Source organism: Exiguobacterium sp. OS-77 (genome assembly GCF_000414195.2).
Classification (GTDB): Bacteria; Bacillota; Bacilli; order Exiguobacteriales; family Exiguobacteriaceae; genus Exiguobacterium_A; species Exiguobacterium_A indicum.
Genome location: NZ_DF239008.1, coordinates 1622354 through 1639814, shown reverse-complemented (window position 1 = coordinate 1639814; position 17461 = coordinate 1622354). Strand labels below are relative to the sequence as shown.

Below are 17461 nucleotides of genomic sequence, written 5' to 3'. Positions count from 1 at the left end.
GAATACTATATTTTAGGAGGCATAAATATGAACTTTCAATCGTTATCGACAAATAGGCTGGATTTGATTCGCGTTACGGAAAGTCACGTCAATGATTTCTATACGATCTTATCTGATTCACGCGTGACTCAATATTATGGCATTGATCCGCTCACGTCTCTTGAGGAAGCAAGTCAGATCATCCATTCATTTGATCAAACGTTTTCTATGAAACGGGGAATCCGATGGGGCATGATCGACCGTTCGACAGGGCGGTTCATTGGAACGGTCGGACTCAATAACTGGAGTCCATATGCGAAAAAAGCCGAACTTGGATTCGAATTACATCCAGATTTTTGGCGACGAGGCTATGTATCGGAAGCTGTTCAAGAAGTCATCCGGTTTTCGTTCAAAGAATTGGCGCTTCATCGGTTAGGTGCGGTGACATTTCTTGAGAACGAAGCATCCTATCGCTTACTCGAAAAACTCGGATTTACGTTTGAAGGCGTCTTACGCGGCTATCTCTATCAAGGCGAAATGTCGCATGATGCACGGATGTACGGTCGGTTACGAACGGACGTTATCACGCCTCAGGTAAAGATTGAAGAAACTGTTTGACAGCACGACGGGACGTCAAATGAATGATTTGTTTATCGGACGTCGCTTTAAGCGTTGAGAGGATACTCGGTCGTTTATCGATCGGGAACCGCCAAATCCATTTCAAAAAATCAAACGATAGTTTCTCCGGACAGTCTGCTGCCATATCCGGTCGACCGGTCTTGCGGTAGCGCCACGTCCGTTTCAGTGCTCGGTACAGACAGATCGTCCGCGGTAGATCAAGGAAGATGATCGTATCTGCGGCTTTGATTCGTAAATCAAGCGTTCCACCGTAGTTGCCGTCGATGATCCACGTGTCGCGCGACGTGAGCATGTGTTGAATCTGGCGTTGCTCCTCACGCGAAACCGCCTCCCAGTTCGGACGCCATAATAAGGTGTCGAGATGATCGACGGGATAACCGAGTTTTTTGCCCATCGCACGAGCAAGCGTCGATTTACCGGATCCACCGGAACCGATCAGGATGATTTTTCGCATCATAGACCTCCTATTTTTTGTCATAGGAATTGATCATACCACGGTTTTCTAGTCGAGGATAGAACGAAAGGAGTGGATAAGATGGTACCGAATTTCATAATCGAAGGGATGACGATTGCTTTTCTATTACTCGTACTGGGATGTGGTGTGATTTGTCTTCCGAAACGGTGGAAGCGCTATGGCTTGATTTTACTTGGTTTGGTGGCGATCGGGTGCAGTTCCTTTTGGTACATCCGACCGACGCTCGTCAATCAACAGATTGCTGAGAATGAGAAATTGCTTAAGATGGAACTAGCACGTCAATTCCCTGATGAAGTATACACTACAAAAACACAAAAATTTTCGTATGAGTCTTCGGCGAATCCGGCTTCAATCGAAGTCGAATTTGCAAATGAACCTAACGTAACTTATTTTCTAGATATGGATGGGAAAAGGATTAGGCTGTCAAGTTTTATCTTTAAAAACGGAGGATTTCCACAGGATTTACAGCATGAATTCAAATAAAGACCGGATGCTCAAAACATCCGGTCTTTTGATTAAGTCGATTTTAAATTTTTCGTAGCAGACATCGTTTTGACGGCAAAGAAGGCAATCAGACCGAATCCGACCTTGTTGATCAAGTCAGCGAAGTTATAGATCAATTCGCGGACGAGTTGCACCTCGATACCGGGTGCAAACAAGGTGACCGCGTAACCGACCGGATAGATCGCCCATCCAATCAAGATGAACAAGCGCATCTGCAGCAAGGCTTTACGAATCGGTGCAGGCTTATCTTCAGCGGCTTTCGTGACGTTCGTGAACAGCAGATAAATGATATAAAACCATGCGACACAACCAACGACGTATGCCCAAAGACCGAGTTGCGTGAAGCCACCCGCCAGATTGATCGACGACTCGCCGATATACCCACCGATGATCATGATGATGTCGGCGATGACGAGTTTCGTTAGAAGGGAACGTCCTTTTCCACCTTTTAAACCGAGTAACAGCGGAAACTTGATCAGCAAGAGAGGTGTCGTGACGAGCCAATCGATGTAGCGGATTTCAGTCGGAAAGCCATCGATCTCCGACAACAAACCGGATTCCCCGACAGCTTGCTTCATGAAATAATAATGAATCGCAGCGACGAACGTGACGAGTGCAGCGACTGTTGCGGTCGAGCGGTATTCCGGGGCGAGGGAATTTCGTTCGACGAGAAAATAGAGCGTACCGGCGGCCATTCCGACGAATCCGACCCAGAACATATACTGGGTCGCAAGAACGAGAAGGTTGACGTCTTCCATGTTGTTTCGACTCCTTTTCGTAAGTGGACACGACCTTTCATACTTTTATTTTACTGACGATACAAACTTCAGACACCACGTCGAAACGCTCTTGATGTGCAGTCTATCAACGGTTTGACAACATTTTGACACACTTGAGGAGGAGTGACGGATGCCGAGTAAACGAATGGATCATATCAGTCTGAACGTCGTGAACCTAGAAGAAGCGATTCACTTTTTTTCGCTTTGTGGCCTCGAAGTACGCGGACGATGGGAGATGAAAGGAGAGTTACTCGATCGTTTATTAAATTTAGAGGGAGCGGAGACGGAGTGTGTTGCACTCGGATTACCAGGTGAAGCAATCTGGCTTGAACTCGTTCGATTTAAACACCCGCGTGACACGCCTTCCGTGATCCAATCCGTCCACGCAGGTGGATTGCGTCATCTCTGTTTTGAAGTAACGGCACTCGCCGCGCTCGTCGAACGTTTAGCGGACAATGGATATCAGTCGATTGGCGACGTCGCGAATTACGAAAATGAATATCGCCTATGTTACGTAAGAGGACCAGAAGGCGTGATCATTGAGTTGGCAGAAAAAATCGGACCTGTCTAAGACTGGTCCGATGTATATTGTTAAGAACAACAGGAAGTCGATGATTGTGGCAGGGAAACGTTGCACACACCCGTCTCTGGTAATGATAACTTGACCTGCTTCGCACGTGCCTCGTCTCCGACAAGAAAAGCAACGATTGATCGAACTTGTTCATAACCGGTCGCAAGCAGGAAGGTCGGAGCACGACCGTAACTTTTTGCACCGACCAGATAAAGTCCGAGATCTGGATGACGTAACTCCGCTTCTCCATGTGGACGGACAGTTCCGCAGCTATGAAGGTTCGGATCAATCAGAGGAGCAAGTATTCGACTACTCTCGGTGACAGGGTCGATATCAAGCCGTACTTCCTCGAGGAACGAAAAGTCGGGTCGACTTCCTGCATTGACGATCAGCTGATCGATCTGATGAAGGGACCGACCATCTTGAGCAGTGATGTCAAACGACTTTCCTTCCGATTCAATGGATTGGGTCTTGAAGCTGGAGTGAACCCTAATCTGATCTCGTTCAACGAGCTGACGGAGACGCGAACCGAGTGCTCCGCGACCTTCCAGTGCATCCTTTTCTTCTCCGCCGTAGGCTTGAACCGGGTCCGATTTGCGAAGGATCCAATGAATCTCCGTTTCAGGGTGGTGCGCTTTAATAGAAACGAGTTCAAGGAGCGAGTTCAAAGCCGAGTGCCCGCTACCGATGACAGCGACGGATTGATTCGCGAAAACAACAGTATCACGTTTCGCATCTACGATCGAATACCGGACAGGTAAGTTCTGCTCGATTTCGACTCGATGACCAGAACTGATTGCAGGATTTGGTCGCCCGAGGACGCCAGACGCATCGATGACCGCGCGAGCGAGCATATGTTTACGTCCGTTCGGCGTGTCTATGACTAATTCGAACGGTGTTAAATCACGTGAGGTATTCGTCATTTTGTCTAGACCTGCCCGTGAGATCGAGAGAATCTCATGTTGGAAATATAGAGAGGGAGCAATTTCCGGTAATGCAGCAAGTGGGGCAAGGTATTGCTTAATCAATTCAGTTCCGGTCGGCACAGTATCGTTTGCTGGTGCAATCCAGTCCGTCAGCTCGAGCAAGTGACGTGCTGCGTCACTAATATTGTATTGCCACGTCGAAAACATCCGAACGTGTTCCCATTGTTTGATATGGTGGGCAACCGAAGGACCTTTCTCAAATAGTAAAAACGATTGACCTTCCACTACAAGTTGAGCTGCAGCCGCAAGACCGATCGGACCGGCACCGATGATGACGATGGGGTGGGAAGAAGCGTATGACATGAATAAAACCTCCTTTTTATTTGTAAGTTGCAAGTATTAGAGACATGGTTTACAGCAGACGTCACTCTCGCCCATCTTCGTATTCAGCAAGTCGATTGCCTGGAGGACATGTGCTTTTTCGAAGGAAGTCATTGACGAGAAGATAGAATCAAGATACGTTTTCATCTCTTCATCAATGGCTTGAGCAACATGTAATCCTTTCTCGGACAGGCGAAGTAGGTGAATTCGCCGATCGTTGATCGCGGGACGCTTTACGAGTAGGTCCCGCTTAATCAATGTTTGTACTTGTCTGCTGAACGTAGTGATATCAAGAGCGAGTTGGTCCGCAATTTCTTGCATTGCGGAGTCAGGATGTTTGGCAACCTGATACAGCAGATGACTTTGAACGAGAGATATCTCTTCATCTAGGACGGCACAACAATTCTTATTCAATAATCCAAAGCGCCGAGTGAACGTTTGAAATAATTCACGCGTTTCATTCATGTATAGCTCTCCCTTCTCTATTTTGCTTATGAATCAGTTATACGATATAAACTTGCAAATTGCAAATAATAAATATATGATTTTCTCATATTCAATTGTAAATAAGGAAAGGGGGAAATTGGATGCTTGTTCGTTCGATGGAAGAGAAAGATCGTAGCACTGTGTTAGCCATCTATCGTCAAGGAGTAGAAGAAGGGAACGCGACGTTCGAGACGATGATTCATGAGCAAGAGTGGTGGAGAACGCTGACGCAATCTGAACGATTCGTTCTAGCGCAAGGTGGAAAAGTGATTGGCTGGGCTAAACTGGGACGTATTTCTGAACGTCATGTCTATCGTGGCGTTCGAGAAATCAGTATATATCTAGAGCGTTCCGCTCGAGGACTCGGCGGTGGACGATTCTTAATGGAGACATTGATCACCTATGCGGACGCCAATGGGATCTGGACGCTTCAATCACACATGTTCCCAGAAAACATCGCAAGCAGACGGCTGCATGAGCGACTTGGGTTCGAGCTAGTTGGTCGACGACGTGCCATCGCACAGCATCATGGTGTCTGGCGAGACACGTTGTTATTTGAGCGACGAAATGACCTCAGGTGATGAAGTGATGTTTCGGCGTTTGATTTTTCAATTCAATTCTTCTACCATGATCTGCCTTCGCTGAAGCGAAGGTTTTTTAGTTTATCCGTCGATGGAAGAAGGGAAGTATTAAAGACGAATGATACTACCTAAAATGACAGAGGAGGATGGACGGATGTTGCATGCCTTATTCTTGAACTGCACCTTAAAAGCATCACGTGAACCATCGAATACGGAGGCGCTGATCCGTGACGTGATCACATATTGGAAACAGGAGGACGTCACTTCAGAAATTGTCCGGATCGCCGATCACCAAGTGGCGTTCGGCGTCACGGAAGACGAAGGCAACGGGGATGAATGGCCCGTGATTTTTGAAAAGGTGAAACGAGCCGACATCGTCGTCATCGGGACACCGCTCTGGCTAGGTGAAAAAAGTAGTGTTGCGACGCAAGTCATTGAACGATTATACGGAGGGAGCGGCTTGACGAACAATCTTGGACAAGCAATTTACTACAACAAGGTCGGTGGCGTCATCGTCACGGGGAATGAAGATGGAGCTAAACATGCGTCTGCCTCCATCTTGTACGGTCTGTCGCATATTGGCTTTACGATTCCGCCGAACGTCGATGCTTACTGGGTCGGTGAAGCGGGACCAGGACCATCGTACATCGAAGCAGGACGGGACAACGATTTTACGAAGCGACACGCACAGTTTTTAGCTGCCAACCTATACCATTTTGCGAAGATGTTAAAGGAGCATCCGATTCCAGCAGAAGGGAATGTGATGGAATGAAAAAACAACGTTTAACAGGGTACGGTGTCGCCACATTGTTCGCGATGAGTTTAATGCTTGCGGGTTGCGGAAACGACGAAGCGTCTACGGACAAGGTTGAAGAAGGATCAACGAATTCGAACACGACTGACGATACGATGCAGGACAAGGATACGGTAACGAAAAATGCCGACACCGATTATGGCTTCAACAGTCTGTCGATTGAAGCGGACGTTGATGGGGATAACGATGCCATTGATATTAGTTATGACCGGGATAATGACGGAACGGAAGCGGAATATCGCTATAAAGGGGAGCAAAAGCAAGGAGACGACGCGATGGCGGAACTCGACGCGAAGTTCAAGAACTTAAAGATTGATGCGGATACATCTGAAAATGAGGTCATCAGTGAGGTTGAACGTGTGTTTGCGATTCAAGATGCTTCTCGCTTAGAGGTTGAAATCGAATTCTCAGACGGAACCGAAAAAGAATATAAAAAATAAACAACAGGTCTGCACCCGTAAGGGGTGTAGACCTGTTGTCTTAGTGTAGCGTCACATGAGCGAGGACACCGTAATGATCGCTCGGTACAAGGTGATGCGGCAGTCGATGATTTCCGATTAGCTGGACGTGCTGTAAGGTCACCTGTGAAAGCGAACGCTGACAGAGTAACCAATCATATCGAACGGGGCTTGTGATGCCGTCATTCTTCCTTGCGTACGGATTCATCACAGAATCAAGCGTCGCGGCGGCAATCTGTCCTGTACGAGCGGCAAAACTACCGGCGAGATCGACCCATTCCTTAAGCGCAGCTTGATGCAGAGAAGAATTTGGACAATCATTAAAGTCACCACCAAGGAACTCGACCGTCGCGTCATCTGTTTGTGAGGCAATCCATTCGTTGACGAATCGAAGTTGATCGAGTCGAATGTCTGAAGCACGCCAGTTGAAATGAATGTTCGTCACGGCAAATCGAAAACCTTCAATCGAAAACGGAATCCGAATCGCACAGTGATGGTTGATGTTTGCTGTCGCAGCGGCACTCGAATCGGTTCGTTCAAACGGCAATTTCGTCAGAATGGCAAGTCCTTCATCTGGTGAATCCATGTAAGGATCCATCATCATATACGGATAACCGGTCGCCTCTGCGAGGTGCTCAGCGATCGAGACGAATGGTTCATCCGGATGAAACGTCGACATGACTTCTTGCAGAAGGAGAATGTCCGGTTGGTGTTGCTTGATCTCCGCGCATAACGCCTCGAACCGTTTTTGTCGTTTGTGCGGGTGATGCCAGATGTTATATGTCGCAATCGACAATGAAAGACTCATAGCTGTAAGCCCATCAACACCGTATCGTAAAAGCAACCGTCCGATAGTAACCGATCGTGGCGTAGTCGTCCTTCTTCTTGAAATCCATGTCGCTGATAGAGGCGAATGGCGCCGAGGTTCGTCTCGACGACTTCGAGCTGAATTTTTTGCAGGGATTGCGCTTTTGCCCAAGCAATCATTCGTTCCAGCAGTTGGGTACCGATTCCTTGCCCCCAGTCGGATTGAAGTACACCGAGTCCAAATGATGCCTTGTGCGCGAAACGTTTTAAATGAAAACCACGACATCGGGCGTAGGCGATGAGTCGTCCATCGCGCTCGACGACGAGGATACGATCCGGAACCGAGGAATCGCGTAACTGATTTGCGAAATCCGTCGCGGTCATCACGTCCTCACCAGGCATTCGGTCGAAGTATTCCGTTTCCGCATCGAGTGTTTGGCGGAGTTCGGCGAGGGCTTCAGCGTCACTGAGTCGAGCCGGTCGAATCTGGTACCGTTGTGTATCGAACGAGTGGTGCATCGTCTGCATATGTAATCCTCCGTTCTAGATGGAATATGCTATCATTATGGCAGGGATGGTATCATTTGTAAATTTAAGGAGAGAAGAAATGAAAATTCAAACTGGAACGAAGGAAGATAGGACATTCATCCGCGAGCAATTGATTGCCTACAATCGGCAACATGTTCCTAAAGCCTTATATGAACAATCGGAAGAACTTTGTTTTACAGCATATAACGAGAAGGGCGAATGCATCGGAGGAATTACCGCGTCTTACGGTTGGCAACACATTCATGTCCAGTTCATTTGGGTGAGCGATACAGCACGACAGGCAGGTATCGGAACCCGCCTGCTGCAAGCAATCGAAGGATATGCGAAGGAAGCAAGGTGTACGAAAATTCTTTTGGACACGTTTGATTTTCAAGCACCAGACTTTTACCGCAAGCATGGTTATGAAGAGTATGGACGACTGACCGATCATCCATCGATTGGACAAACTCAATACTTCTTCGTCAAGCGACTTTAACGCCGGACGTGCACGATCCAAGCCGACATGTACGTAAGTGTTCCGATCGATAAGACAAGAGCGATCGCATAGAACGGAAACGCTGGAAACAGTTGTAGTAACGGCTGTTCAAACAAGAAAGCAATCATCAGGACAGGAAGGCTGATCATAAAAGCGACGTACGCTGCGCGGGTCGCTTTACCGGTGATTTGTGCCTCACGTTCATCGGAGTCGGAAAATTCTGCTGTCGCAAACGAACTTGTACGGTCTTCTCGTAAGAAATAGCTGACGATCGAAAGGACAATCGCAATCACTAGCACTGGAAGGACACTCATTAGATTCAATTCCAGCGACAATCCCGTACCGGATACCGGATCATCTTGAAATAGTTGTAGGTTCGCATGAATGGCACTAATGAGATAAGCAGCTAAAAAGTAGAGACAACAATTAAGTAAAGATTGAGTGACGACACGTTTCATCAGGATTCCTCCTCTAATTGAAATAGTTCCTCGATCGGGCAATCAAAGACGCGGGCAATCTGCATCGCGAGTAAGAGCGACGGCGTATAGCTTCCTTTTTCAAGTGAGATGACAGTTTGTCGTGTCACACCGATTCGTTCAGCGAACTGCTCTTGTGTCCACTTGTGCTGTTGACGATAGAGGCGGACATGGTTCGTCAGTTTCATCTGACGACCTCCTTTCCAGTTGTTTACATTGTAAAGTTGGGTTTACATTTTGTAAAGTAGACTTTACGTCATATATGTAAAAAATGGAGCTGACTCAAAAGTCAACTCCTCAGACTGAAGACAAAGCGTAATTTTTCTTTTAACAAAAAGGATTGCGCTTTTTTTTGTTCATCTCGAATCGTTTTCCTGGGAAAAGCATCGAGCCGCTTCGCTTCGCTGCAGGGTCGCTCCTGCTTGTTTTTCCCTAGGAAGCGATGTCGAGTGAACAAAACGCTTCTCTGATCCTTCTTCCGGATATAAAAAAATGACGCATTACACGCCACTCCTACAGGAAAAAGCGCGATTTTGCGCTGTCAGAGACAAACAAGACCCGTTTTCCTGCTCGAACGGAGCGGGAAAACTGACTTGTGTCTCGCCTGAGGAAAGGGCGTGAAAAGACGCGTCATTTTTTAGGATCAGTCATCTGAAGCCCACGTGAACATTAAAATGCGTAAGGTGTCAAAATGACAGCCATGAGACAGGCGAACGTCGTCAATCCCTGATGATGACGTAAGGATAAGAAAAACGTGACCAGCCCAGTGATCGTCATATCGGATAAAATCCATCCTAGCCAAAACTCCGTGCTATTCGAAGCAATCGGGATGCTCAATAAGTAAGCTGTCGCGTGTGGAAAGAAGCCGATGGCATCTAAAAGGATACCGCCAAAGACACCAGTTAGCAACAAGCCGATCGACAGACGAAATAGTGCGTTATGTTTAATCATATGCATACTCCTATTCTGTTTGGTTGACGCAAGAAATCCTATTGTTGCACCTATTCAATATGTTTCTACAAAAAGCGATGAATTCCTTTCTGTTATCTATCCCTGAACTTTATCAAAAATCCTCGCTTCTGCACATCAATCGGAATATTCAGATAGTTATGGGGTATTCTGTTGAAAACGCCATCGCCGATTCAGTGGAAAGGAGAAGAGAAGATGATGCCTGAACTGATACCGGATAACCGGGAGCTCGAACGAAGGATTCGGATCGTCCATCTGTTGCGAAAACTGGGGAAGACGGACGAAGCGATTGCCCGATCCTTGTATGTTCCGATCGAATGGGTTCAATCAATTGGTGAAGAAGACGACTGGCAGCAAATGCAATCATCCTAAGGCAAGGACGTCACGTCCTTGTTTTTTCGCGTGTTCCGGTATACTAAAACAAGCATCTCAAATCGAGAGGATGAAGTAAAATGAACGTTGCCATCATTGGAGCAGGAATCAGTGGTTTATATCTCGCGACGCGTATGCAGGAGCTTGGACACGACGTGACGATCTATGAAGCACGCGACCGAATCGGTGGGAGAATTGAGACGGTCGATTTCGACCTAGCCGGACAAGCATATGCGTTTGATCTTGGACCGACTTGGTTTTGGCCGGACAGTGAACCACTGATGGTTGATTTGATCCATCGATTCGATTTACCGAAACTGGAACAATACACGACGGGTGCGCTTCGACTCGAACGGGCTGACGGAATCGAGTCGCATGTGGTTGCGAATCAACCGACGGCGCTTCGCCTTCGTGACGGAATCCGCTCCGTTGCTACGGCACTTGCTGCACGACTCACACCGGGAACGATTCGACTCAAGTCTCCCATCAGCCAGATTGATGTCATGAATCGGATTATCGTCAGTTCAGGAAGGAAGATTCAACCGTTCGATGAGATCGTTCTCGCACTACCACCGCGTCTAGCGGCAACACTATCATTTGTACCATCTTTACCTGAAGCAGTTCTGGGTGAACTTGAAGCATTACCGACTTGGATGGCGCAGCAAGCGAAATGTCTGATTTTTTACGAGAAACCGTTTTGGCGTGATTCGGGCTGGTCCGGTCAGGCAATTAGCTGGACTGGGATGGTGCAAGAGATTCATGACGCTTCCCCACAAGATGGACCGGGAGCGTTGTTCGGTTTTTTCCGGACACCGGCACGTGAACGACGATTATTGACCGAGGCGGAAATCAAGGAAACGGTACTCGCGCAGCTGGTTCGTCTGTTCGGTGAACAAGCGCGTCAGCCGATTGGTTGGGCATATAAAGACTGGTCGACAGATAGTTGGACAGCATCACGAGCCGATGCAGCCCCACTCGTGGATTTCCCGGCATATCATGCTATCAATCTCGGAGTGGAGCATGCAGCGATTTCATTGATTGGGACAGAGACCGATCCGAGTCATGGTGGACACTTAGAAGACTCATTACGATCCGTTGAACGCTATTTAGAAAAGAGAGGAGTAAAAAAATGATCAAGACGCTACATTATGATGTGTTTACAACGACGCCAGGAAGCGGTAATCCAGCTGGGGTCGTCTTAGACGCCGATCAATTGACTGAGTCGGAAATGCAACGAATCGCGCGTACGAATGGCTTTACCGAGACGACGTTCGTCTTGTCATCCGAGCAAGCGGACTACCGCATGCGCTACTTTGCACCGGAACGGGAAATGGACTTATGCGGACATGGTACGATTGCCGCATTGACGGCACTTGATTCAAAGATCCGTTTATCTACGGCATGTCAGATCGAGACAAAGTCAGGCATCTTGCCCGTGATGCGTTTAGCGAACGGAATGTTTCGCTTGCAACAGGGACAACCACAATTACATCAGTTTGACGGTGACATAAAGCACGTTCTAGCCGCGATTGGTCTCGAATTGACACATCTCGATGACCGATGGCCAATCGTATACGGCAGTACTGGGAACTGGACACTGCTCCTCCCGATTCGTCGACTTGAGGACTTTCACCGGATGGTGCCGGATAACCAACGCTTTACCACCGTGTTGACCGATCTCCCACAAGCCTCGATTCATCCGATTTGTCTCGATACATATGACCGACAAGCGACGATGCATGGACGTCACTTCTCAGCAACGGGGGCAGGTAGCGTCGAAGATCCGGTTACGGGAACGGCGAGTGGTGTGATGGGTGTCTATTATCGAAAATTCATCCAGCCACTTGAAACGGAAACAGCGATCATCGTCGAACAAGGACACGAGATGGGTCGTCCCGGGCAGGTCGGAATCCGTATTTCTGGCGAAGGTCTTGATCATAGCAAATGGAAAGTCGAGATGGACGGGCAAGCCGTCTTTGTCGGCGTCAAGAGAGTGGGAGAGGAAGAGGCAGATGTTGAAACATTTCATTTGGGATTTTGACGGCACCTTGTTTGATACGTATCCGGTGTTAGTCGATGTGTTCGTGGAATTACTCGAGCGTGAGGGGCGAACGGTCGAACGCGAGCAAGTAGCAGAGCTGATGGCGATTTCAGCAAAAACGACGTATGATACGTTTGATGTGTCTGAAGCATTCATTCTGAACTACAAGCAACAAAAGATGATGATTGAACAAGAACAGTCTGAACCGTTTCTCGGAATTCGTGAACTGCTAGAGGCGTTATCGACGAGAGGTGCGACGCATCATATCGTCACCCATCGCGGAACATCGATTCATGCGTTGCTTGCAAAACATGGGTTGACGCATCATTTTCAAGATGTGTTGACGGCACCGGATGGATTCGCCCGAAAACCGGATCCGGAAGCTGTCACGTATTTAGTCAATCGGCATCAGATGGCACGAGACGAGACGATCATGATTGGAGACCGGGAACTCGATGTCTTAGCCGGACATCATGCCGGTATCAAGACGTGTTTGATAAGCAACCGACCAAATGAGACCGTTGCGACGTATACCGTAACGTCGCCCGGTCGATTAAAGGAATTGTTACTGACATAACGACAGCCCCGCTTCCAGTGATGGAAACGGGGCTTTTTTTTAAGAAGACAATCGATCTGCTTCGGTTGCTTCAGCGCGTGGTGCACGCCAGAAATACGTCAGTAAAATGCCGACTGCGAGCATGACTGTCGCGAAATAGAACGGATAGTTCAAATTGACGTCAAAGAGTAGTCCACCAACGATCGGTCCGAGAATGTTGCCGATGCTCGTAAACATCGAGTTCATTCCGCCGACGAATCCCTGTTCATTTCCGGCAATCTTCGAAAGATAGGTCGTGACAGCAGGTCGCATCAAGTCGAAACCGACGAAGACGACCATCGTCACGAGAATGATCGAGAGATAGTTCGTCACGAACGTCATCAAGACGACGAGCAGTGTCGAACCGATCAAGCTGTATCGGATCAAGCGAATCTCACCGAACCAGCGCGTCAAACGATCGAACAGTCCAACTTGGACGATGACGCCGACGATCGCACCGAGAGAAATCGCAAGCGCAATGTCCTTCGCCGTGAAGCCGAACTTCCGGTCGACGAACAAGGCGAACAACGACTCAAACGAGGCGAGACCGAACGATGAGATCAATAGGACAAGAAAAGCGATGAAATAGAGCGGACTGAAGATTTTCCGGAAACCGGTCTGTTGTTTGACAGTCGTTGTCTCGTAATGACGTTCCGGTTCCTTAAGCGTAAAGACGGATAACACCATCGCTGTTAAACCGAACGCAGCAGCAAAGAAGAACGGTGTCCGCGAGCCGAGGTCAGCGAGGAACCCACCAATCCCTGGTCCGATGATGAAACCGGTCGAGATGGCAGCAGACATATATCCGAGCGCTTTCGGACGAGTTTCGTTCGTCGTGATATCAGCGATGAATGCCGTGACGGCTGGCATGATGAAAGCCGCGCTGACACCACCGAGAATCCGTGACGCGAACAGGACTTCGACGCTTTGACCGAGACCGAATAAGAGCTCGGACATGCTGAAGATGAATAAACCGATGATGATCATCGGTTTACGTCCGTACTTGTCAACGGCACGTCCCGCGAGTGGTGAAAGAATTAGTTGCGCAAAGGCGAAGGCGGAAACCATGTAACCGACTGTCGCCCCGGAGATGTTCAACTCGTTCATGATCGTCGGTGTGACGGGAATGACGAGTCCGATACCTAAAAAGGCGATGAATAAGTTGAGCAGGAGTGTACTTAAAATCAATGTATTGTTTTGCATAGTTCACCTCAATAGAATTAAATCGTTTTTGACATACCGCGCCAGACGATCGGCCAGACAGCTTGCTGTCGAGCGTGAAACGCGTCGACACCGTTGTAGACGAGTTCCGTCAGCGTACCTTCCGCAACCGTCAGATAGGCAAGAGCGGCACTTTTGTAATCCGTCGAATAGAGAATCTGTTCCGTTCGGTCTCGTTCGCGTAGTAATCGCGTTAATAGATCGTGCAGTGAATCGAAAAACGGATTGAAGCGGTCCGTCATTTCTTGTTCGAGCTTCTCCGGTGGAAAATAGGCAGCCCGAAGGATGAATCGCATCAGGATATCGTCTTGCTGTTCCGAAATGAACCAATCGAAGAAGCCGTGCAGCGATTGCTCGAGCGGCTGCTGCCGCGTACTCGTGAAATACGTCGCAAAGCGGCGCTTTTGTTCTTGCAAGGCGTACGTCGTCGCTTGCAGGAACAGGTCGTCCTTCCCTTTATAGTGCGCATAGATCGATGGCTTTTTTATGCCAACCTCTGTCGCGATCTCTTGCAACGATGCCCCTTCATAGCCGTGCGCAGCAAAATGATGGATGCTCGTCTGTAACAATTGTTGGGCTTTCAGATGAATCACCTTCCTAACGGTCGTTAGGTAACACTGTAACAGTAAATTTCAAATGCAGTCAATCAGATTGTCTTACCGCACAAAAAAACTGACTCCGCGAAGGCGGAATCAGTTAAGGAAGAATCATTATTTATTCATGACACGACCGCGTGTTGCGACGCGTGAGCCGACGATTCCTGCGAATGACGTGAAGATAAGAGTCAGAAGCAGTCCGACGAACGCCCAGATTGAAACTTTTGACGCCGTTTGTGTCGCTTGTTCTGTTTGCTCGCGGACATCTTGGACCGTTTTCTTGAGGTCAGCGGATGTTTCATCAAGCGTTTGTTTGGCGTTTTCGATTTGTTGCGTCGTTTCTTTTGTTGCCGTGTTGAGACCATCGACGATATTTTGTGTCGCTTCTTCCGCTTCAGCACCTGTCAAATCGGTGTTTTTTGCGACTGCATCAGCGATTTTGTCTTCATCGACTGATTTCTCGATTTTTTCAGCTCGTGCTGTCAACGAATCACCAAGATCCTGGACGATCGTATCGAAATTTTCTGGTTTCGTGATTGCTTCCTTACCAGCAGCCGTGACGTCTTCTTGAACAGCGTCAAGTTCGTTCTGCAAGTAACCTGGTTGCAATTCTTTGATGTCCGTATCTTTTAAGATTTCGTCGACGTTCCCTTCAAGTTCTTTCGTATCAACTTGTGACACGTTTTTCGTAATCGAATCGAATCCTTTCGTCGCAGCGTCTTGCGCCGTCGAAGCAACGGATCCGATACCGTTACCAGCCGCACCACCAACCGTACCGAGTAGTGAGCCGACCGATTGTAACGTATTGACCGTCGTGAATGTCAAGAGAGCGAACAGTAAGATGACGCTCGTCGACCATGTCAAGAAACCGTGGACGAGACCGGCACGTGCCGACGTCACACCGGAGACGAATCCGGCAACGAACAGCGAGATGAGCAATGAAAGGATTGCCCAGATGATTAAGCCAGTTCCAACACCATCGAATGGGTTATTTGACGTGACGTCCGTGACGCCGAGTCCGATCGCTGAACCGATTAAGCTAAATAAGATCAATAAAGATAGAAATGATACCACACCTGCAAAAATCGAGCTCCATGAGATGTTACGACCTGCTCCGTCCGCTTCCGCTCGGAAATGCGACGAAAAGCCTCTGTTTGTCTTTTCCATAATAAGCACTACCTCTCCCCAAATTGGTCTTTCAAGTTCGAGATGTTCATGAATGTAAAAGCTTCATCTCAAGTTTCTTACGCGCATAGCTCTTATATAACCGCTAAATAAGTAAGAGAAACCTAGTATTACAGTTACATGATTAATGGTCGTCTGAACTTCAACGAAGTGATATTGGTTGCGTTTGAAGAAAAAGCATCGTACACTCTTATCAAGTGTCACGTTATACTGTACAGTTTAAAATCAAAAGGAGGTGATCCCCCGCTTCTAGGGGGATACAAGTTGGACATCGTCTTAACACTGAATTTGTTGTTGCTCGTCGTATTGATTGGTTTGACTGCGTTTTTCGTCGGTTCGGAATTTGCTGTCGTCAAAGTCCGGATATCACGTCTCGACCAGATGGTGCAAGAAGGAAAAAAGGGAGCAGTACTTGCGAAGAAGGTCGCAGGAGATCTCGATTATTACTTGTCGGCCTGTCAGCTTGGTATTACGATTACTGCACTTGGTCTTGGTGCACTCGGAAAACCGACCGTCGAGAAATTGTTGACACCGGTCTTTGATGAACTCGGTGTCGCCGTTGCGCTCTCAACGCTTCTCTCATACAGTATCGCTTTCATCTTCGTCACGTTTCTCCACGTCGTCATCGGAGAACTCGCACCGAAGACGCTCGCGATCCAGTATGCGGAACGGATGACGTTATTACTGGCGCCGTCACTCTATGTATTCGGAAAAGTCATGTATCCATTCATCTGGATCATGAACGGTTCGGCCCGTGTCCTCTTGCGGATGTTCGGTGTGAAACCAGCCGGTCACGAACAAGCCCATTCCGAAGAAGAGTTGAAGATCATCATGGCTCAAAGTTTTCAAAGTGGTGAGATCAATCAATCGGAACTCGCCTTGATGCAAAACGTCTTTGCGTTTGATGAGCGTGTCACACGTGACATCATGGTGCCACGGATGAACATGATGGTCATTTCGGACGAGATGAGTTGGGAAAATCTATTACAGACGATGTCTGACAATCCGTATACACGTTACCCGGTCAGTGAGGGAACGGATAAGGACCGGATTAGTGGTTATATCAACGTCAAGGAAGTGCTCGCCCATCACGCGGTACAAGACGAACGAGAACTTGCATCGTTCCTTAAACCGTTGCCGGTCGTTTCGGAATTGACACCGCTGCAAGAAACACTCTTGAAGATGAAGCAGACACGGTCACACATCGCTCTCGTCATCGACGAGTATGGTGGGACATCCGGTTTGATCACGATGGAGGATATTTTGGAGGAAATCGTCGGTGATATCCGTGATGAATTCGATGAAGCGGAGCAAGCCGAAATCGAACAGTTACCGGACGGCTCGTACCGCTTAGCGGGTACTGTCCTATTAGTTGAAATTGAAGAACGATTTGGTCTTCGGTTCACTGAAGCAGAGGCGGTCGACACGATCGGTGGATATATCCAATCACGGACGGCTGCTTTTGAAGAGGGAACGATCGTCACAGATGAGGCGTTTACGCTTGAAATCTTGCGTTCTGCCCAATATCAGATTCAGGATGTCAAGTTGACCTTGCCGTCAAGCTAACAGAAAGACCCGTTTT

At 48.1% G+C, this 17461-nt stretch carries 24 protein-coding genes; 12 read left to right on the top strand and 12 right to left on the bottom strand.

Translation table 11 applies throughout. From position 1 onward, the window contains the following. The first annotated feature begins 27 nt into the window (after positions 1-27). Positions 28-597: a GNAT family N-acetyltransferase gene (locus EXG77_RS08255; protein ID WP_035397453.1), complete on the top strand. Its 570-nt coding sequence runs from the start codon at positions 28-30 to the stop codon at positions 595-597. Here EXG77_RS08255 and EXG77_RS08250 read toward each other — a convergent pair. After that, positions 563-1072: a DNA topology modulation protein gene (locus tag EXG77_RS08250; RefSeq protein ID WP_035397451.1), complete on the bottom strand. Its 510-nt coding sequence runs from the start codon at positions 1070-1072 to the stop codon at positions 563-565. The two genes, EXG77_RS08255 and EXG77_RS08250, sit on opposite strands and share 35 nt — an antisense overlap. An 81-nt stretch (positions 1073-1153) precedes the next feature. Between EXG77_RS08250 and EXG77_RS08245 the strand changes: the two genes are divergently transcribed. Beyond that, positions 1154-1576 carry a hypothetical protein gene (locus EXG77_RS08245; protein ID WP_035397448.1) on the top strand — a complete coding sequence of 141 codons (423 nt, stop codon included), beginning with the start codon at positions 1154-1156 and terminating at the stop codon, positions 1574-1576. Positions 1577-1608: 32 nt separating this feature from the next. Here the strand turns inward: EXG77_RS08245 and EXG77_RS08240 are convergent, their stop codons facing one another. After that, entirely contained in the window at positions 1609-2355 is a 747-nt protein-coding gene (locus EXG77_RS08240; RefSeq protein ID WP_023468260.1) for a bacteriorhodopsin, read from the bottom strand. Positions 2356-2506: 151 nt separating this feature from the next. Between EXG77_RS08240 and EXG77_RS08235 the strand changes: the two genes are divergently transcribed. Continuing rightward, positions 2507-2947 carry a VOC family protein gene (locus EXG77_RS08235; RefSeq protein ID WP_035397446.1) on the top strand — a complete coding sequence of 147 codons (441 nt, stop codon included), beginning with the start codon at positions 2507-2509 and terminating at the stop codon, positions 2945-2947. Positions 2948-2967: 20 nt separating this feature from the next. Here EXG77_RS08235 and EXG77_RS08230 read toward each other — a convergent pair whose 3' ends face one another. Both EXG77_RS08230 and EXG77_RS08225 read right to left on the bottom strand, forming a co-directional pair. Further along, entirely contained in the window at positions 2968-4236 is a 1269-nt protein-coding gene (locus EXG77_RS08230; RefSeq protein ID WP_035397443.1) for an NAD(P)-binding domain-containing protein, read from the bottom strand. A gap of 36 nt (positions 4237-4272) precedes the next feature. Beyond that, on the bottom strand, positions 4273-4719 hold the full coding sequence (locus EXG77_RS08225) for a MarR family winged helix-turn-helix transcriptional regulator (RefSeq protein ID WP_035397441.1): 447 nt from the start codon (positions 4717-4719) through the stop codon (positions 4273-4275). 122 nt (positions 4720-4841) lie between these two features. Here EXG77_RS08225 and EXG77_RS08220 point away from each other — a divergent pair, with 122 nt between their 5' ends. The 3 genes from EXG77_RS08220 to EXG77_RS08210 all read left to right on the top strand — a co-directional run bounded on the left by EXG77_RS08220 (position 4842) and on the right by EXG77_RS08210 (position 6575). Further along, on the top strand, positions 4842-5321 hold the full coding sequence (locus EXG77_RS08220) for a GNAT family N-acetyltransferase (protein ID WP_035397437.1): 480 nt from the start codon (positions 4842-4844) through the stop codon (positions 5319-5321). A gap of 154 nt (positions 5322-5475) precedes the next feature. Beyond that, the gene (locus EXG77_RS08215; protein ID WP_035397434.1) at positions 5476-6093 is read left to right on the top strand and encodes a flavodoxin family protein; all 618 of its coding nucleotides are present in this window, start codon (positions 5476-5478) and stop codon (positions 6091-6093) included. After that, entirely contained in the window at positions 6090-6575 is a 486-nt protein-coding gene (locus EXG77_RS08210) for a YusW family protein (protein WP_035397431.1), read from the top strand. The genes EXG77_RS08215 and EXG77_RS08210 overlap by 4 nt, the downstream gene beginning before the upstream one ends. 40 nt (positions 6576-6615) lie before the next feature. On the opposite strand, the gene EXG77_RS08205 is transcribed toward EXG77_RS08210, so the two are convergent. Both EXG77_RS08205 and EXG77_RS08200 read right to left on the bottom strand, forming a co-directional pair. After that, the gene (locus EXG77_RS08205; RefSeq protein ID WP_035397429.1) at positions 6616-7401 is read right to left on the bottom strand and encodes an endonuclease/exonuclease/phosphatase family protein; all 786 of its coding nucleotides are present in this window, start codon (positions 7399-7401) and stop codon (positions 6616-6618) included. Further along, positions 7398-7928, bottom strand: coding sequence for a GNAT family N-acetyltransferase (locus EXG77_RS08200; protein ID WP_052017128.1), 531 nt, complete (start codon positions 7926-7928; stop codon positions 7398-7400). Before EXG77_RS08200 ends, EXG77_RS08205 begins: the two co-directional genes overlap by 4 nt. A 79-nt stretch (positions 7929-8007) precedes the next feature. Between EXG77_RS08200 and EXG77_RS08195 the strand changes: the two genes are divergently transcribed. Further along, positions 8008-8424, top strand: coding sequence for a GNAT family N-acetyltransferase (locus EXG77_RS08195; protein WP_035397426.1), 417 nt, complete (start codon positions 8008-8010; stop codon positions 8422-8424). Here EXG77_RS08195 and EXG77_RS08190 read toward each other — a convergent pair. The 3 genes from EXG77_RS08190 to EXG77_RS08180 form a co-directional block, all read right to left on the bottom strand. Continuing rightward, complete coding sequence (locus EXG77_RS08190) at positions 8421-8882, bottom strand: hypothetical protein (protein WP_035397424.1); 462 nt, start codon at positions 8880-8882, stop codon at positions 8421-8423. The two genes, EXG77_RS08195 and EXG77_RS08190, sit on opposite strands and share 4 nt — an antisense overlap. Then, positions 8882-9088, bottom strand: coding sequence for a helix-turn-helix transcriptional regulator (locus EXG77_RS08185; protein ID WP_023468270.1), 207 nt, complete (start codon positions 9086-9088; stop codon positions 8882-8884). Before EXG77_RS08185 ends, EXG77_RS08190 begins: the two co-directional genes overlap by 1 nt. A 481-nt stretch (positions 9089-9569) precedes the next feature. After that, on the bottom strand, positions 9570-9851 hold the full coding sequence (locus EXG77_RS08180) for a hypothetical protein (RefSeq protein ID WP_052017127.1): 282 nt from the start codon (positions 9849-9851) through the stop codon (positions 9570-9572). A 171-nt stretch (positions 9852-10022) separates the two neighbouring features. Between EXG77_RS08180 and EXG77_RS16260 the strand changes: the two genes are divergently transcribed. The 4 genes from EXG77_RS16260 (at position 10023) to EXG77_RS08165 (ending at position 12859) form a co-directional block, all read left to right on the top strand. After that, positions 10023-10241 (top strand): hypothetical protein, encoded by a 219-nt coding sequence (locus EXG77_RS16260; protein WP_143404455.1) that lies wholly within the window; start codon positions 10023-10025, stop codon positions 10239-10241. A gap of 80 nt (positions 10242-10321) precedes the next feature. Then, positions 10322-11374 (top strand): FAD-dependent oxidoreductase, encoded by a 1053-nt coding sequence (locus tag EXG77_RS08175; protein WP_035397422.1) that lies wholly within the window; start codon positions 10322-10324, stop codon positions 11372-11374. After that, a complete protein-coding gene (locus tag EXG77_RS08170) occupies positions 11371-12282 on the top strand; it encodes a PhzF family phenazine biosynthesis protein (protein WP_052017126.1) in 912 nt (303 codons plus the stop codon). Before EXG77_RS08175 ends, EXG77_RS08170 begins: the two co-directional genes overlap by 4 nt. After that, positions 12254-12859, top strand: coding sequence for an HAD-IA family hydrolase (locus EXG77_RS08165; RefSeq protein WP_035397421.1), 606 nt, complete (start codon positions 12254-12256; stop codon positions 12857-12859). Before EXG77_RS08170 ends, EXG77_RS08165 begins: the two co-directional genes overlap by 29 nt. A 39-nt stretch (positions 12860-12898) precedes the next feature. Here the strand turns inward: EXG77_RS08165 and EXG77_RS08160 are convergent, their stop codons facing one another. The 3 genes from EXG77_RS08160 to EXG77_RS08150 form a co-directional block, all read right to left on the bottom strand. Further along, complete coding sequence (locus tag EXG77_RS08160; RefSeq protein ID WP_035397418.1) at positions 12899-14080, bottom strand: MFS transporter; 1182 nt, start codon at positions 14078-14080, stop codon at positions 12899-12901. A gap of 17 nt (positions 14081-14097) precedes the next feature. Next, complete coding sequence (locus EXG77_RS08155; protein WP_023468277.1) at positions 14098-14691, bottom strand: TetR/AcrR family transcriptional regulator; 594 nt, start codon at positions 14689-14691, stop codon at positions 14098-14100. Positions 14692-14808: 117 nt separating this feature from the next. After that, entirely contained in the window at positions 14809-15861 is a 1053-nt protein-coding gene (locus tag EXG77_RS08150) for a hypothetical protein (RefSeq protein WP_035397417.1), read from the bottom strand. A 282-nt stretch (positions 15862-16143) separates the two neighbouring features. On the opposite strand from EXG77_RS08150, the gene EXG77_RS08145 reads away from it, so the two are divergent. Continuing rightward, positions 16144-17445 carry a hemolysin family protein gene (locus EXG77_RS08145; RefSeq protein ID WP_035397416.1) on the top strand — a complete coding sequence of 434 codons (1302 nt, stop codon included), beginning with the start codon at positions 16144-16146 and terminating at the stop codon, positions 17443-17445. The last annotated feature ends 16 nt before the right edge of the window (positions 17446-17461 follow it).

What these genes read in the sequence shown, in the direction of transcription:
- EXG77_RS08255 (WP_035397453.1), top strand. Translation starts at nt 28, where the DNA reads ATGAACTTTCAATCGTTATCGACAAATAGGCTGGATTTGATTCGCGTT.
- EXG77_RS08250 (WP_035397451.1), bottom strand. Translation starts at nt 1,072, where the DNA reads ATGCGAAAAATCATCCTGATCGGTTCCGGTGGATCCGGTAAATCGACG.
- EXG77_RS08245 (WP_035397448.1), top strand. Translation starts at nt 1,154, where the DNA reads ATGGTACCGAATTTCATAATCGAAGGGATGACGATTGCTTTTCTATTA.
- EXG77_RS08240 (WP_023468260.1), bottom strand. Translation starts at nt 2,355, where the DNA reads ATGGAAGACGTCAACCTTCTCGTTCTTGCGACCCAGTATATGTTCTGG.
- EXG77_RS08235 (WP_035397446.1), top strand. Translation starts at nt 2,507, where the DNA reads ATGCCGAGTAAACGAATGGATCATATCAGTCTGAACGTCGTGAACCTA.
- EXG77_RS08230 (WP_035397443.1), bottom strand. Translation starts at nt 4,236, where the DNA reads ATGTCATACGCTTCTTCCCACCCCATCGTCATCATCGGTGCCGGTCCG.
- EXG77_RS08225 (WP_035397441.1), bottom strand. Translation starts at nt 4,719, where the DNA reads ATGAATGAAACGCGTGAATTATTTCAAACGTTCACTCGGCGCTTTGGA.
- EXG77_RS08220 (WP_035397437.1), top strand. Translation starts at nt 4,842, where the DNA reads ATGCTTGTTCGTTCGATGGAAGAGAAAGATCGTAGCACTGTGTTAGCC.
- EXG77_RS08215 (WP_035397434.1), top strand. Translation starts at nt 5,476, where the DNA reads ATGTTGCATGCCTTATTCTTGAACTGCACCTTAAAAGCATCACGTGAA.
- EXG77_RS08210 (WP_035397431.1), top strand. Translation starts at nt 6,090, where the DNA reads ATGAAAAAACAACGTTTAACAGGGTACGGTGTCGCCACATTGTTCGCG.
- EXG77_RS08205 (WP_035397429.1), bottom strand. Translation starts at nt 7,401, where the DNA reads ATGAGTCTTTCATTGTCGATTGCGACATATAACATCTGGCATCACCCG.
- EXG77_RS08200 (WP_052017128.1), bottom strand. Translation starts at nt 7,928, where the DNA reads ATGCAGACGATGCACCACTCGTTCGATACACAACGGTACCAGATTCGA.
- EXG77_RS08195 (WP_035397426.1), top strand. Translation starts at nt 8,008, where the DNA reads ATGAAAATTCAAACTGGAACGAAGGAAGATAGGACATTCATCCGCGAG.
- EXG77_RS08190 (WP_035397424.1), bottom strand. Translation starts at nt 8,882, where the DNA reads ATGAAACGTGTCGTCACTCAATCTTTACTTAATTGTTGTCTCTACTTT.
- EXG77_RS08185 (WP_023468270.1), bottom strand. Translation starts at nt 9,088, where the DNA reads ATGAAACTGACGAACCATGTCCGCCTCTATCGTCAACAGCACAAGTGG.
- EXG77_RS08180 (WP_052017127.1), bottom strand. Translation starts at nt 9,851, where the DNA reads ATGATTAAACATAACGCACTATTTCGTCTGTCGATCGGCTTGTTGCTA.
- EXG77_RS08175 (WP_035397422.1), top strand. Translation starts at nt 10,322, where the DNA reads ATGAACGTTGCCATCATTGGAGCAGGAATCAGTGGTTTATATCTCGCG.
- EXG77_RS08170 (WP_052017126.1), top strand. Translation starts at nt 11,371, where the DNA reads ATGATCAAGACGCTACATTATGATGTGTTTACAACGACGCCAGGAAGC.
- EXG77_RS08165 (WP_035397421.1), top strand. Translation starts at nt 12,254, where the DNA reads ATGTTGAAACATTTCATTTGGGATTTTGACGGCACCTTGTTTGATACG.
- EXG77_RS08160 (WP_035397418.1), bottom strand. Translation starts at nt 14,080, where the DNA reads ATGCAAAACAATACATTGATTTTAAGTACACTCCTGCTCAACTTATTC.
- EXG77_RS08150 (WP_035397417.1), bottom strand. Translation starts at nt 15,861, where the DNA reads ATGGAAAAGACAAACAGAGGCTTTTCGTCGCATTTCCGAGCGGAAGCG.